This is a genomic window from Streptococcus sp. SS4 (assembly GCF_030440125.1).
GTDB lineage: Bacteria > Bacillota > Bacilli > Lactobacillales > Streptococcaceae > Streptococcus.
Genome location: NZ_JAQFJM010000004.1, coordinates 87,486 through 103,408, shown reverse-complemented (window position 1 = coordinate 103,408; position 15,923 = coordinate 87,486). Strand labels below are relative to the sequence as shown.

Annotated in this window: 15 protein-coding genes; all 15 read right to left on the bottom strand. The window is 35.2% G+C overall.

The features are described 5' to 3' along the window. Positions 1–831 carry a DUF6282 family protein gene (locus tag PCY16_RS04765; RefSeq protein ID WP_301354158.1) on the bottom strand — a complete coding sequence of 277 codons (831 nt, stop codon included), beginning with the start codon at positions 829–831 and terminating at the stop codon, positions 1–3. Continuing rightward, positions 818–1,492: an RraA family protein gene (locus tag PCY16_RS04760; RefSeq protein ID WP_301354156.1), complete on the bottom strand. Its 675-nt coding sequence runs from the start codon at positions 1,490–1,492 to the stop codon at positions 818–820. Before PCY16_RS04760 ends, PCY16_RS04765 begins: the two co-directional genes overlap by 14 nt. Then, entirely contained in the window at positions 1,479–2,585 is a 1,107-nt protein-coding gene (locus PCY16_RS04755) for an isocitrate/isopropylmalate dehydrogenase family protein (RefSeq protein ID WP_084828678.1), read from the bottom strand. The genes PCY16_RS04760 and PCY16_RS04755 overlap by 14 nt, the downstream gene beginning before the upstream one ends. Beyond that, positions 2,582–3,343, bottom strand: coding sequence for an alpha/beta hydrolase (locus PCY16_RS04750; RefSeq protein ID WP_301354149.1), 762 nt, complete (start codon positions 3,341–3,343; stop codon positions 2,582–2,584). Before PCY16_RS04750 ends, PCY16_RS04755 begins: the two co-directional genes overlap by 4 nt. Beyond that, positions 3,340–4,269 carry a 4-hydroxy-2-oxovalerate aldolase gene (locus PCY16_RS04745; protein ID WP_301354147.1) on the bottom strand — a complete coding sequence of 310 codons (930 nt, stop codon included), beginning with the start codon at positions 4,267–4,269 and terminating at the stop codon, positions 3,340–3,342. Before PCY16_RS04745 ends, PCY16_RS04750 begins: the two co-directional genes overlap by 4 nt. A gap of 621 nt (positions 4,270–4,890) precedes the next feature. Continuing rightward, positions 4,891–5,460: a hypothetical protein gene (locus PCY16_RS04740; RefSeq protein ID WP_301354145.1), complete on the bottom strand. Its 570-nt coding sequence runs from the start codon at positions 5,458–5,460 to the stop codon at positions 4,891–4,893. Between the two features lie 12 nt (positions 5,461–5,472). Next, the gene (locus tag PCY16_RS04735; RefSeq protein WP_301354143.1) at positions 5,473–6,126 is read right to left on the bottom strand and encodes a hypothetical protein; all 654 of its coding nucleotides are present in this window, start codon (positions 6,124–6,126) and stop codon (positions 5,473–5,475) included. A gap of 248 nt (positions 6,127–6,374) precedes the next feature. Then, positions 6,375–8,915 carry an SspB-related isopeptide-forming adhesin gene (locus PCY16_RS04730; RefSeq protein ID WP_301354140.1) on the bottom strand — a complete coding sequence of 847 codons (2,541 nt, stop codon included), beginning with the start codon at positions 8,913–8,915 and terminating at the stop codon, positions 6,375–6,377. 18 nt (positions 8,916–8,933) lie between these two features. After that, positions 8,934–10,268: a hypothetical protein gene (locus PCY16_RS04725; protein WP_301354138.1), complete on the bottom strand. Its 1,335-nt coding sequence runs from the start codon at positions 10,266–10,268 to the stop codon at positions 8,934–8,936. Positions 10,269–10,415: 147 nt separating this feature from the next. After that, positions 10,416–10,946, bottom strand: coding sequence for a hypothetical protein (locus PCY16_RS04720; RefSeq protein WP_201036541.1), 531 nt, complete (start codon positions 10,944–10,946; stop codon positions 10,416–10,418). A gap of 947 nt (positions 10,947–11,893) precedes the next feature. Beyond that, positions 11,894–12,652: a hypothetical protein gene (locus PCY16_RS04715; protein ID WP_301354135.1), complete on the bottom strand. Its 759-nt coding sequence runs from the start codon at positions 12,650–12,652 to the stop codon at positions 11,894–11,896. A gap of 112 nt (positions 12,653–12,764) precedes the next feature. Then, positions 12,765–12,989 carry a hypothetical protein gene (locus PCY16_RS04710; protein WP_002892394.1) on the bottom strand — a complete coding sequence of 75 codons (225 nt, stop codon included), beginning with the start codon at positions 12,987–12,989 and terminating at the stop codon, positions 12,765–12,767. Between the two features lie 434 nt (positions 12,990–13,423). Further along, on the bottom strand, positions 13,424–13,996 hold the full coding sequence (locus PCY16_RS04705; RefSeq protein WP_301354130.1) for a hypothetical protein: 573 nt from the start codon (positions 13,994–13,996) through the stop codon (positions 13,424–13,426). 204 nt (positions 13,997–14,200) lie between these two features. Then, complete coding sequence (locus PCY16_RS04700) at positions 14,201–14,791, bottom strand: hypothetical protein (RefSeq protein WP_301354129.1); 591 nt, start codon at positions 14,789–14,791, stop codon at positions 14,201–14,203. Between the two features lie 85 nt (positions 14,792–14,876). Beyond that, a complete protein-coding gene (locus PCY16_RS04695) occupies positions 14,877–15,650 on the bottom strand; it encodes a hypothetical protein (protein WP_301354127.1) in 774 nt (257 codons plus the stop codon). Positions 15,651–15,923 lie beyond the last annotated feature (273 nt).

Below are 15,923 nucleotides of genomic sequence, written 5' to 3'. Positions count from 1 at the left end.
TTAGATTTTTCTTTCTCCGAAAAGGATTTTTTGTGGCGTGAAATAGAAAATATCATTGTAAATATTTTGTGATAAATTTGAATATGAAGTTAATTTATTGAAGTAGTAATCATACCCATCGCTAACGGTCATTCTATTAGTCTGACCTAAGTCTGAAGCTATAAATACTCTGTCTTGACCGACTGCATCAATTAATTCAATATCTCTTTTTATTGTTCCCTTGTTGATCAAGTTCATCAAAATATTACATTCAAAATAAATATTTGAATATCTTTTTGACATCCTATATAATTCTTCAACAGAAAAGTTAGTTAATTTATAAAAAGGATGAGTAACAATCAATCTTACATTAAATTTCATAGCTTCACAAAGTAGTAATTCAACTTCTTTTTTGCTAGAGTGGCCACTAGCAACAGGGATATCATTTTCACCAGCGAATTTTAAAATGTCGATTACATTTGACTTTAGTTTTTCATTTATTGAAATTTGATTTCTAGGATAATCAAAATCTAAAGCAGAATGAAATTTTTTTTGCTTTATAGAAGGAGAAACATAACCAGTTAAAGTTGGCATCCAAATAATGAATGGTTTCTGGCTCATGATAAATTGGGAAACAACAGGTGGTAATTTCAATCCTCCTTGAAACTCATTCAAAACAATGGAACCGAATATTCGTTTGGAATTAAGTGTTAGTGGAACTGTTGAATTAGTATGACTTTTAAAAACAGCAAAGCTATCAGATTCAATTAGTTCTTTTTCTAGAGAATCAACGGTGTATCTTCTTTGATATAAATCAGGTGATGCATGGGTATGCAAATCAAAAAATTTCATCCTTATCCTCCCAAGCATGGCTGTAATTAAATGTTTTTCGGGCAATATCCAATCTTTCTCCTTTTTTAATCACATTACGTATTTTCTTCTCTTTAGCTACTACTATTTTTGCCAGTTGAATGACTTGATCGACATGTTCTTGAGGAATCACTACGATACCATTTTCATCGCCTCGAATATAGTCACCAAACTTTATATGTACTTCTCCTATCTTCACAGCTACTTTACTTGCCGACATTACAGTTCTTCCTTTTCCAGACTGCATGAATACTCCCCTTGAAAACATTTTATAACTACAATCTCTGATGTGTCTTATATCTCTACAAAGTCCATCAATTACGGTTCCTGGGATCCCCTTTTTAATAGCAACATCTGTAAGTATATCTCCCCAAACAGTACAATCCATTCTTCCATTGTTGGCCAATACCGGTATGTATCCTTCAGGTATGTCATCGATAAAATTTGCTGCATTCTTTTGTTTCTTTTCTGATTCAGTAGGTTCAATGTACTGAATAGTATATGCCTGTCCTACCAAATTGCATTTTTCTGTCTGGGGGGTTATCCCAGTCAAACCTCCATTAATATTGAGACTATCTAGAGCATCAGAAATGGCTGCAGTATCAAGTGTTTTTAAATTTTTTAATTTATCATGAATTTCCATAGATTTTTACGGCCTCCTCAATGATGTGTTTAGCGGACTCACTTAGTGTGGCATCTCCAGATAAATCAAAGGTACAAAACCTCTTGTCTTTCGCTGTATATTCAACAGCTTTCTGGATTGATTGACTTGCTTCTTTATATCCTAGAAAGTCTAATAGCATTGCGATACTCAAGAACATAGCCATGGGATTTACTTTGTTTTGACCTGAATATTTTGGTGCCGATCCATGAACGGGTTCAAAATAGGCTGTCTCTTTGAGTCCATAATTTCCACTATAAGCTAGCCCTAGTCCTCCCATTACAGCAGCTCCTACGTCAGACAGGATGTCACCAAACTGATTTTCACAAATTACGATTTCATATTTTTGTGGTTTCTTTACTAACCACATTGCTACTGCATCAATATTTTCTACAGTATAGTTTAGCATTGGGTAGTCTAGTGAATATTTTTTTATTAGTCTAAATATAATATCGCTTGAGTTTCTAAAAACATTTGGCTTATCTGCAATTACAATATTGCTTTTTCCGTGTTTTAAGGCCCACTCAGAACTAAACTTTAATAATCTATTAAATCCTTCTTCTGTGATAATTCTAATAGTAGCAGCTCCATTTTTTAGTTTATTATTATATTTAGAGGTGCTTTCATTAATAAAATTTTCTAATGGTTCAGGTATTGGATTAAAATCTAAACCACTATACAATCCTTCAGTATTTTCTCTTATAATATATACTTCAAAACTTTTGTTGTTTATTAATGAAACTATTGGTCGGACATTAGCAAATAATTGTAGCTTTTGTCGTAATTGTATTACAGGTGATACATAATCAGTGGTGTTATTGCTTTTTACTTTTAATTCTTGTTCTGCTTCATGCTTAGGTTTGCTTGTTATTGCACCAACTAAAACTGCGTCACAATTCTTAATAAGATTCCATGTTTCATTTGGTACTGGATTTGCAGAATTTATCCAACATTTCCACCCAATCTCTCCATATTTCAGTTTAATGTCAAGATTTAACTCTTTGAAAATTGGAACACAAGCTTCCATAACTTCAATACCGATTCCATCCCCTGGTAGTACTGCAATTGATTTCATGAATTCTCCTCAATAAATTGTTTAATCTTTTTATAACTACTTTTTGGATTTTCTTCCAGAACCCTCATTCCGGAGTCTGCTATTGGACAAATTGTAATATTTTTAAAGAAGTCTGTGAATGGTATCGTTTCATCCATTCCTATCAATGGACTATTTTTACCGAAGATTACAAGAGTTTCTTTTTTACTTATAGTATTTTCTTCTTTAAAGTTGTGGCTCGAAATTGCTTCTAAAGATAGTTCCTCTTTGATTACACAAAAATCTTTGGATTGATTTAATGAGTTTTCTTCTAGTATTCCCCCTTTTACCCAAGAAGCCAAATTTACATTAAATCCTTTCTCTCCTATAAAATGTAAATTGTTTTTCCAGCTATTAAATACAGTTTGTACTTTTAAATTAGATTTAATTATCGTTGAAATGAAGATAGTAGGAATCTCGGAATATTTGTAAATAAACTTTTGTGCAATCATACCTCCTAAAGATACTCCGATTAACACTTTAATATTATCTATTTTTTTATTAACCAAAATATTATTTAAGACATCAGCCATATAATCTGTTGTTTTTGGAAATGTAGAATTGTTTCTTCTACATAAATATTCTGGAATATCTATAATGACCAAAGTAAAGTTAGCCCCCAAAGTTAAATATAACTTTTCCCACTCACCAACAGACATCTCATTTCCATCTTTTCTAGGTAATATGAGTACTATGTTGTTACCGTTACCGATTTTGTAATACCACTTTCTATTCATCATTTGTTTTCCTCGTCTAATAAAGAAGAAATACCTTTTAACTTATAAATTTCTTGTACTTCATCTAAATTCATATTTTTCATACCAATTATCGCACCTTCAGGTTGCGAGAGATAAAAGCCAGACTTTCTTACAACAGTTGTTAATTGATTTGCTAGTGACAAAATTTTAGTAATATTCCATTTGTAAATGAAATTTTGTCTTCTCATTAGACTTAATAGTAATTCTAGTGATAAATTTCCAGAAGATTTCCCATATCCCAAAATACTTGCATCAATAAAATCACACCCTACTTCAATAGCTGCCAGAGCATTTGGAATTGCCATTCCCAAATTATTATGAGCATGAAAACCTAACTTTTGTTTGCCTCTTTTTTTCATAATTAAATGTTTTAATGAAAAAAACATCTTCTTAATATCTTCTGGGAGCATCGCTCCATTTGAGTCAGCTAAATAAATGATGTCTGTATTTGTATCAACCAACTCATTTACCAATTCATTTAATTCTTTATGACCTAGACGACTGACACGTATTAAATTGGTACTAATAGCAATATTATATTTCGATAAAGAATTGACAATTTCTTTTACTCGCTCTAAGTTATTTTTTGTAACAGTCAATCGGACCATTCCAATACGTCTATCAGCTAGAATCTCAGCAGTTGATTGAGAAAATTTTTCAGGATTAATCATAACCGAAAATTTTCCTTCCCAATTCAGAATTTCTCCATCAGTCAGAAAGTCTAGGTACTCAGAGTCACATTTTTCTACACCAGAATCCTTAGAAATATTACCTAGATAACCGATTTCAATTAAGTCAATTTTTGCTTTGTTAAGTTCATGAACTAATTTTTTTGATTCAGATTTAGTTAATGCATTATTTACTACATAGCTACCTTCTCTGAGAGTGACATCCATTAATTTAAACATAATACCTCCTTCTAATCTAGATTATAAATAACTAGATTAGTGATTTCAATCTATTTAAAATTTATGAAATTATAACTCAATATATAAAGATGGAAAGAGATTTTTGTTCAATTTCAATTATAAAATACAAAGCTAACAAGCAATTTAAGATTTGAAGTTTATGAAATCGAAAAGGTAAATAATTCAGATATAAATAGTAATATAAAACAGAAATAGATAATTTGGCGACAAACTGGAGTACATTTCAAAGTGAAATCACTTTTTGAGAAGAACAATCAAATTTCAAAAGGTTGGGCCTCTAGAAATATCATTAAGAGAGGTTAATATAATTAGACGAATATTATCCGTAATAATGATACTAAAAATATCTTTATTTACATCATCGTTAACATCCATGCTTTTGGAGACAAAAATGACGAATTAGGTTGTGTTTTTTGTAAAAGAATATGTGTAGCGGTAACCGATAGTAACTTCTTGTAATTATTATTGTACTTATATGATGAGATGCATGAGGCCTAATTATAAAAATAAACAAAAAAAGACAGCTCCAGTTTTGGGAAACTATCTCTTTTGAAGCTCTATCACATTTAACAGTTGAAATAATAACTTAGAAATACTTAGTTATTGTGCAGGTCTCAAAGTTGCTGCTACTGTCCGAATAGTACTTTGAGTAAGTTCATTTTGACTTTCTTCATCTGTGATTACACGAGGTTTTGGAAAGTTCTCGATAGGCTTTTTATGTTCTTGGGCTTGTTTTTTGGCTTGTTCAAGTCGTTGGTGCTGGGCTTCTGGGCCCCAGTCTTTTTCTGCAGCAATCTCAGAGACCATAAAGGCACTATATCGATATGCCTCTGGAACAATCGTCTGGATTTGTTCTTTAGTGAAGCGGTCTCCCTCACTATAATCAACGACATCCCAAATAAGTCCGCCATTGCCATCTTCTCGTGCTGCAAGGAAGTGTTCGCATCCGATAGGATTTGAGAGATTGATCATAAAGAGTTCTTCAGACCATTCTCCAGTCATTACAGCATCAATGAATGTTTTATATTCATCGTCTGAGACAAATGTTAGTTGACCTTCTTTTTCAGCTTTTTGAGCTTCACATAATACCTCAAATCGTTCTTGGTATAGTGAGAAATTGTACTGTTTCAAAAAACTTGCTTGTTCCGTTGTTAAAATATTTTTCTTCATCGTGATTACCTCTTATTCTAAGTTAAATGTCAGTGTTACTTTAGTCAATGGGATGTGTTTAAGCCCCCAAAAGCCAGATTTCAGTAACACTTTGAACATACCAGCTACATTTCCTTCTGTATCTTGTCTAAACTTTTCATCTCTGATTTCCGTAAGACCTTTAAATTCATGAGAAATACTACTAGCAATAGATGAACGCATCGACTCTTTGATATTGTCTACGGTGTCAAATCGTCCTCTGATATTTGCATTGTGTCTATCGTCAAAAATGATTTTATTGATTTGACCTTTGCTGAAGTTTCTTAAGGCAATAGCTACAACATAAGGAAGTGCAATCCCTAGTGTAACTAGTGGGTGTGTTAGAATATCAAACACTATACCTTTTAGAGTGGTGATAAGTACGATATAAGCCAATGCTCCTATCAATTTAAAGTAATTAACTGACATCGTAAATTTATTTTTTCGATTAGCTAATAACAGACCAATACATACATAAACCACTAGTAATACCAGGGCGACAATATGAATCGTCTTTGTTGAAACATTGAAAATATTGTTTGCTAATAACAGAACTGAAGTGGCTGTTATAAATATGATTTCAAGAAAATAAATACTTTCAGCAAACCATTTCATCAGCAACATGAACATTAATTTATTATTTTTCAAATAGATACCTTCTTTCTACCTATATGGTCTTGATTTCATAAGTTCATAATTATATAAATTATCAGTTCTCATATAAGCAATAACTTCCTTCCTAGTTTGTTTTAAAGTACTTCTTTATTATAGGAAAACAAATATCTATTTGTAACCCAGTGACACCTCTTAAAAAAACACAACTCTTGTGAGCTGTGCTTTTAGGGAATTATGAATTTAGAATAGGGAAAAGGATTTTTTAAGAAGTGGGTGGTATCTTAGCATTCTTTACTACGTTTTGAGAAACCAAGCATACCTAGTGCAGTAGTTAGAACAACTGTACCTACTGTAGCAATAGCTGAAGTTGATTTTTCACCAGTGTTAGGAAGAACTTTGATAGCTTGTTGTTGGACAGGCACTTCTTCTACTGGTGTTACTGGGGTAGAAGTAGGTCCGCCAGACTCTCCTACTGGTGCTGCTGGTGGTGTATCGAATGAAACAAGATTTGATTTATAGGCATTACCAAAATCAATCTGATAGAAATCATTTTCTACAGTAGTACCTGCAGGGACTTGCAATGTAGCAGGGAGATTAACTGTTACATTATTGTTTTTTAGAATGTAGTCTTGGTAATAATCAACTGGATTTTTAGCTACCCAGAGATAGAACTCACCAATTGGGTTAAGACCAGATTCATCTAGGATCTTGTTGATGGCATCAGTACGTCCTTCATCTGAAAGTACGTGATACATATCAAAAAGGTTTTTGACATCATTGTTATTGCTATCGACTATAGTAATAGCATCTTCATCTACAGTGAAGGCCCCATCTTGCACATCATCAAGGAGTGCAAATTTAAGTGCTTGTTTAGATGCAGCCATATCTTTGTATGGGCTATAGTCAGTCGTCAAATGGAAGGTTACTTTATCATCTTCAGTAGTCTTACCGTCGATGTCATTTCCTTTTGAATCTGTAACAGACTTATGTGGTTTTGGAGCCGTTGGTGTCTTGTTAGTTACAGTATTAGAGAAGGTCTCATAACCGTTGCGACCAGATTTATAAGTATTATCGTAGAAACCGTTATCGTCAGTTGCTACGAACTTGATTGTAGGTGCTTCAAGAGCTTTACCATCGTATTTGGCAGTAAATGTGTAGGTCTTAGAAGCATCATCATAGTCAACGTTCCAACCTTTAGCCTCATTTTCAGCTTTGTTGGCTTCGATGTTAGGAACTTCTCCAAATTCAAGTGGATCACGAGTTGTCACAGTGTCTCCAACTTTAGCATTAGCAAAGATGTTTCCATTATTCAAAACATAGGTATGTTCATCATTCTTAGGAATCATTTTACCATTAACATTTTCACCGTCGCTATTGAGAACTGTTTTAGTAACAGTTGGTTGGTAGTCCATCTTGTAATCATGATAGCTTACAGATGGAATTTCTGGTTTAACAGGCTCACTAACCTTTTTAACTGTAGCTGATGGAACCACGTTTGCATTAGTGAAATCAAGACTCAACTGACCATGCGTATTGATAATCCAGTTATCATCAATGTTAAGAATTGGGATAATACCAGTAGTCTCGCCTGGTTTCAAGACATAGGACTTGTTAAGTGCAATACTACGGTTGATATCTTCCGCAAAGCTTGAGTTACCATCATGGTTTACTGAGTAGATTTCTTCTCCGTCTGTGTAAACGTGGTAGTTAAGATTTTGGTTAACACCAGTATTTGGACGGTTACTTGTATAGGAATAGTTCCACAAATCGAGACTATTAAGTGTTACGGTTGTCGAACCGTCTCCGTTAGCTGCAGACGTGAAATTAACCTTACCATTAAGGGTACCTGTACCCAAAACACCTAAGCTATCATTAGCTGAGTCATTCATATCGTGCGTGAATGAGAAGGTTCCGTCTGGATTAACACTACCATTTTGAACAGAGTTCCCGTAAGTCAATTGATCAACATTTTGTGTTGTCACACGTCCATCAACATTAACGTTAGCATTATCCTTCATAGCAGCATAATCTTTGTTAAATTTGTCGATGGTTTCTTTGTTCGAAGCAATCTGCTTGTTAACCTGTTCAGTATAGGTGTTGTAATCACCTACATTATTACCATCCCCACTTGAGATTTCAGTAGCTTCAGCTTTAATAAGTCCATTACTATCTTTAACCGCTTTGTCTACTTGAGTTTCAAGTGTATCGTGTGCTTTGTCAGCTGCATCATAGGCTGATTGGCGTCCAGATGCGTCCTGGGTAGCTTGTTTGATTGTAGCTACTTGTTCATTTTGGTCGGCCTTGATTTCAGCTTGCTTTGTTGCGAGGTCTTCACTTGTGGTTGGTGTCCCTTTGTCTTGCGTAGCATCTTGTGTTACTTTTACACCACTGTCTTTGGCAGTAGCAACTGCATCTGTGACAGCTGTGTTGTCGATAGTTACCTTTTCAGCTTCAGTAGATGTATTAGCCTTTTCAGCGTAAGCGTTATTATCATTAGTACTTACTGGTTGTGTAGTAGCTACTTCTGCTACTGTTTCAGTAGGTTGTGCATCAGTAGTGTTTGTTGCAGTCGCTGTGGTTGTTGGAGTAGAGATATCTGAAGTTGCAACAGCTGTAGCTTGTGACATAAGGCTGTCTGCGTTTGCTTGTGAGGTAGCCACTGGTTCTGAATTTACAGGAGCTTCAGTTACTTCATCTGCGGATGCTTGAGAAGTTCCTCCAACGATTGCTGCAGCACCGAGTGCAAGTACACCTACTGCTCCATAGACTTTATTTTTTCGAATAGAGCCATGTCCTTTCGTGTTATTTGAGTCTTTAAACATTTTCAATAATCACCTTTCTTAGTTTGAGTACCATTTATCTTGTTTTACAGCTGTACGTTGAAGACCAAGTGCTGCCAAAATCAAGAATCCAAAGGTAACAAGTTTTGTTCCAGCTTCCCCTGTTTCAGGAAGTGTTACCATTTCTCCTGCCTCGGTCTTAACAGAGACAGTTCCATCCTCATTCACTGCTCCTCCTGCCTGTGAAGCTGGAACTGAGGCTACAGAACCATCGAAGTTTTGTACGACAAGATCACTATTGTTTGTTGAGACAACTTTATAACCAGTATTTGTGACGACTGGTTGACTAGGAGTCACATTAAGTACAACCTGTTTTGTTGAAGGAGAAACGTCCCCTGGTTTAGGTGCTTCTTGAACATTCGTGTCGCTAACTTTAGGAGTTTCTTCAGTTTTAGGAGACTCAACTACCTTGTTTGAAGATGCTGCTGAAGTTGAAGCTACTTCTGTACGATTGTCTGATTTATGTTCAGATGGTGTAGAGACACCAGTTCCATTGGTTCCGTCAAGAATATGAGGAGTGTTTGTAGCAGTTTCAGACAGTTCTGGAGAGGTTGATGATTTCTCAGAAGATGTTGTTCCTTCGCTACTTGGCAAACTTACACCTGTTCCAGATGTTCCATCAGATACTTTTGGTGTTTCTGAACTTGTTGAAGAAGATTCAGCTGAAGTTGATGAGCCACTAGGTGCTTCAGAACTTGAAGCGTTATTCCCTTCAGTTGGTGCTGGAGTTGGTGTGGCAACCGTTGACCCTTTATCATTAACAGTATTTGTTGAACTTTCACTGCTACTGCTAGTGTTATTTTCACTATTATGGTTAGTATTAGCAGTATCCGTAGCGTTAGGCTTAGTAGGAGTTTCAGTTACTGTGTGCTCTGAAGGGGTAGGTGTTTCTGATGCAGTTGAAGTTGTATCAGAAGTAGAGTTTCCTTCACTTCCTTCAGAGGTAGCTGTAGACGTTTCAGCAGTTGTACTTGCATTTTCAGAAGTCGTAGGTGTAGCCACAGAAGTTTCTGATGTCTTCCCTTCGTCTTGATTTGGCGTAGTAACACTTGGTGTTGTAGGTGTAGCTACACCTGTACCAGTAGAACCGTCAGTTACTTTAGGTGCTTCAGCAGTTGGGACATCTGTGGTATTGGTACCGGGTGTCGCTGATGTTGATGAAGCGGGAGGAAGAAGTGTATCGGAGTGTCCAGTCGCAACAGTAGCATTATCTGTTGGTCCAGTTAGTGCGGCAGTTTCGTCTGCTGATACCCCATTATTAACCAAACCTGTTGCTACAAGGGCTGTTAAAAAAGCTCCAGATTTTAGGATCATTGAACGTTTGTTTTTATCCATAAATAAGCAATTTCCTTTCTAAAAAAATTACAATCAGATAATAGCAAAAGTCATCCCTGACTCAAACCCAGTGACACCCTATGAAAACACAAAAAAAGAGCATACTGCTCTTATGTAATCTATTCGTGGATTGTATTCGATGTCTAACTAATTAAAGGCCCGTCTACGGATTGAGATTCCAACATCTTGCCAAGATACCTCCATATCATCAGAGGGCGTATTTCCTAATAGAAAAACAGGTTTATTATGGAATAGAGCATCAAATCCAATGTCTTCATAAAAGAGTTCTTCGTCATCATATTGAAAGCCAGAATCAATATCGAATTCATTATTGAATATAGCACGGCAAATAAAGTACGCACCTAGACCATAGTAAGGAATAGGTTCATTGGAACCTTTAGGTGTAGCTTCAAATCGATAGTACTTCTCTACTTCAATGGAGTTTTGAGCATTGACTTCAATAGGCTTAAGATAACAGTACCCACGACTAGCGAGAGCTTCATCTAATTGCTGACGTAGAGGGCTTTTTTTATGAGCGATGAGACCAGGAATGGCATCCGCCTTACTGTCGAGAAAGTCATATGCATTCAGAAGAATCAAACCTTTTTTAAAAAAGTCTGGGCTAGTCTGTCTGTCCAACCACTCACCTAAAAATCGGTTAATACGAGGTGTATTCATAATTTTCTCCTTTCATAGATTTTTGAATCGTCTTTTCTTAAACTAAGATTAGTGTAGCACAGAGGAAATTACAAGAGCAAGCGCAGAGAGCCCTAAATTTTCAAAAGTCATTTAAAATGAACTATTTTTTTAGACGTTGCTTTATCAACCTCAAGGTTTACTTGATAAATTCCCTAGTCTTTAATACAGCCAATAGTGATCCAAAAGTTGAAGTTACAGGGAGGGGTTGCACCTGTTCTTCCTCTTTGATTTGTTATCATGATAAACTCTTCCTCGTTTATGGCCCATCCAGCAGTTCTCTTTACTTGAAGTTAGCACTATTCTTGGGGCGAGGTGTTTATTTATATATTATTCTGCTGGCACTAAGTGCGAAGTGACAGTGCTTTTGGTTTGCAAATTAATAAGCTTCCTCGCCTCATTCTCTTCTAACACTCCATCAAGTACGCTCGCACTATCCTTTAATATAAATTGCCAATTACGGGGTAAGGTCTCGTCCTGTCATTTAAAACATTCCATATCCTACTTGAGTAATAATGTAGTCTGTTCATAATGGTATTCAGAAACAAACATAGTTATTGTTCTTCTGTTAACTGCTTTATGGAAATTTAATCCCCAAAAATAGAAAATAGCTCCATAATCTCTACAGTAGTTTTACCTACTACAGAAATTATAGAGCCTACTATGAAGCGATAAATTTAGTGTTGATAACTCTACCTTCCAAATGAACATCTGGTACCGTACTTCTCTATCAAACATTATTGATATGAACGTAAAGAGAGGAAATAGTATTGGGAGACCTTTAACTTCAGGCTTCTTCAGTATCTTCTGATCCACACCAACGACACTTTTCGTAAATATCTGTTTCATCAATATCATACGAATAGTATCCAAGACAACTATTACAGTAACGATCTATTTCCATGTTAAACCTCCAAAATCCAGACTATCTAATCTGGATAGCCAATAACATTTTTTTCAACGGTCTCAATAACTTCCTTAGGAATATCAGCAATAGCCGTCTGATAAACTATATTTTGTCGTGGATTAAAGAAACCTAGCTTTGATATACTCAAGAACTCTGGTTGATCGGAACGAATCCCCATTAAATAGTATATAAGAACCTGCAGCGTATAGTCCTTATTCGGTTTTGATTTTATGACCTTGAAATCCCAAAGAGTATCCTTGGTTAAGTAATCTCCATCACCTGATGTGATTGTGTCCGTATATGCAGAGTCGAATGTAAATCCATCTAAAGTGATCGGCCCATAGATTTCAAAGAAGTGTAGACTTCGCTGTACCATGATACGAATATTTTCAATCGTGGTTTCATCAGCATGAATAGTATCAACTGTGATAAAACGAGTAGGGCCTGCTCTAAAAGCAACATCGTAGCCCACCAAAATACATGCAGCAGCAATTGATTGATTATCTAGTCCAACAATTTGGTCTAATAGTGAAATAGCCTTATCAAATTCACCCACCAGATACGCTCCATTTAAAGAAATCTTAAACGCTTCTTTGGGCTGAGCACCATTCATCAAACGTGTTAGATAGTCTACAGCCAGACCAACAAGTCCTGGCGATACAGACTCATCTGAATTCAAGGTTTTTCCGTCATCTAAGGTAATCTCTGAAAACTGCTTCAATGGTATGTAACCACCTCTAGGCTGTTTCACTACCTTTATTCGGTTTGTTACTGAAGTCATTTTTTACCTCCCAAGTACTAACAACTATAATTAACTATGGTGAATTGCCATTTGTTATCAATAAATTGTATTGAAGTTCTAGTAACGGAGCCATAGGCTATGCTACTTCTCCTCAATCTTTCATAAGCTCTTCAAATGGATTTGAAGAATATTCTGGTTCTTCCTTAAGAAACTCAATAGCTGACTTCTTCGCCAATTCCTTATAAAGCTCAATTTCCTCCATCGAATTAAAAGCTTTAGGGTCATTAGGATCCAGAAGGTATTTTCCTTCAACAAATTCTAGGCCTTCAATTTCTCGAGCCATCATCTTCATACTATAATCTAACTTATCAAACATTACTTTTCCCTTTCATTTCCGAATTCGTCACATTATACTAAAAGTCCTTGATTACTTTATCTAGCTAAACCAAATATCTCTTTTGCTAGATAAAACAGAAAGACTATTAAATCAAAATGATACTGAATTCTGTTCCCTTAGTTTTTTATTTATCTCATGATTATATTTTATCAATATAGATATATAAAACAAGCGCAATAACAATGCACCTGTTCCTGTATTCGACCATGTACAAACAAATTAATAATGAAGTGCGAGTTACATGTACTTTTATCTTTTTATTATGTAACATTGAAAGTAATCTGGCTATATATTTATTTAATTAGGAAATACCAAGTACCGTGAAGTCTCATTATGACACTCTACATTTTCCCAGTAACATGTAGCGATCAAGTTTAAAAACACCAAAAAAGCCAAAGCTTAAGCCTCAGCTTTTATAATCTCAAATCATCGGTTAATACAACATTGATAGATTCTTCAGTATTTTTACGATACCTCTTCAAACATACTAGTGAAACAACTACCGAAAGTAATATCAATAAGACGCCACATACAACCATTGCAAAGCCCTGTTCAGGACGAGTACCATAGTTCTCAGTATAGTTCAATAGTGATGTACTAGTTTCCATTTTTTGGATAACGTTGGGAACAAAGTTCCAAGATACAATTGTAAAGACTGCTAAAAAGAGTAGCATTCCGAACGCCCAACTTAGAACGTATCGTTGCTGACGAGTCATAAAATCACGCTGCTTGTATTCTTCAACACATAGTCCCTTATATTGTCCATCCTTAGTAAAGAAACGTGGCTCTTCACCATTTTTAATTCGTTGAATATCACTTAAAATTTCAGCACTTAAGTGTCTAGCAGGCAACTCTTGAGCTAATTTATTTTGTTCTTCAATATTTAGCTCAGAAACCTCATCAGTATATTTTAAAAGATATTCCTTAGTCTGTCCGTCAAATACTCTGACCAACTTCCTTAAAAGACGCTTTGTTTCTTTTTCCATGACTCCTCATCTCCAATCGTTCTTTAATCCTATTCTCTTATTATCACCAATTCTTTAATCCCTGTGCTATGGCACTATTATATCAAGGATTAAGAAGATATGCACTTACACAAGGACAAAAATCCCTATTAGAGTTAAATATATAAAGAAAAGCTCCATCTATTGATGAAGCTAAACAAGATATGTAAGACGGATTGACTACGTTTAGTCATGTCCATGTTCAGCATGATCAGCTTCAGCTACTCCATGAACTGATGTTACTTCTATTTGAGTTGTTCCCATAACGTAATTCCCACAGAAATAGAGTTTCGCACCATCTGGGTTAGCAACCTCAAGGACAAACTGACGAACATTATCTGCTTTGGCATTAAATACTTGCGTTTTAGCATCAGAGTACTTATAACCTAGCATGAATTTCGCTACAAGCTCATACTGCATCTTAGTGCTAGTGATCGTTAAGTGATTTTGATAATCTGGCTTAACATCGGTTACGTTCTGAACTGTCTCAACATAAGAACACATTTCTTTCAGTGCATTCTTTACAGTTTGCGTATCAGCATCACCTGCAGGTGTTTGTGTTTCTAAGGTCGCAAGTGCCTCTTTACGCCATCTCTCATACTTATCTTCCTTTGGAATATTTTCCGAGGAGGAATCTTCAATCACCTGTTCGGTGCTAAGGGGTGTTGCTTTTTTCTTAGGTTCATTCTTCTTCATTAACGCAGAGACCAAAAACATGACTCCAAGAGCGAGGAAAATGACCACTAAAATAATAATGTATTTATAATCTTTTTTCATGAGCTCAGTATAACATCATTTATATAAAAGAAAAAGGGAGTGACACCCCCCCCTTTTTTTGTTTCACAGTAATACCTAAAATGATTTATCTAAATTGGAGATATTTTTCATCCAACGATACTTTGATTTCATTGAATTCATGATTTGGATCATAAACTGTTAAATTTAATTCTTTAGTTGTTCCTTCTCTCCACTCAGTGATGACTGCATAATGCGTGCTAAAAAATACCGTACCATTCTTATTGCAAGCTACAATAGTCATAGGCACATAACTTAGATAATAATTGGTAGTATTCTCAAATGTACCAGAACAATTCAATTCATCACTATTTTCGCTACTTTTACTGATTGTAAAGTTGTTCCCCTTAAAAATTTTTTTAAATTCTTGGATTATTTCTTTTGTTTGTTTTACTTTTATTCCTATGTCTAGTATATCACGTAAGTTCCTGGTATCCTGGACTGGTATCTTCTTCCTTGAATGAATATCAAGTATCAATTCATATCTCTTTTTTCTATACTCAACCCAACGATCAGAAGAGTAATGATCATTTTCCTTCGATGTTAATTTTTTTGAATCCTCAAGAACATTTATATATTCAATAGCTAATTTCTTAAGCTTGTTGTCCTTAAAAGTTTTTTCCTTATATCTTCCAACTTCCGATAACTCAAGTTGTGTTGCCTTTTCATAGTACGACGTAGTATCCTCGTAATTTGATGCGGCATCCTCCCACCGTTTATCTAACCCCCTAGCCAACGAAATAATGAAATCATTATCATAGGTAATTGCCTTATTAACTGCAGAACTGCACAAGAACAATGAGACAACCATCAGAACCGCAAAAAGTATTTTTTTAGGCATAACCATACCCTCCTAATTCCATTCCCACCACTATTATAACATTTAAACAATTTCAACCCGAAAGAAACCTAGTATATAATAATCTTTGTATTTATCACCTATGATACCTCTTATAAATCAAAGAGCCAGGAAAAATCCTGACTTTTATGGCTCTATAATTTCTGTAGTGGGTAAAAAATAGTAGAGATTATCGAGGTTTTTCGTGCTTAGAAACAAACCCTAAGTAATATAAGTTAGAGGCTTAATCAATATTTTATGCACGAACAACAACTC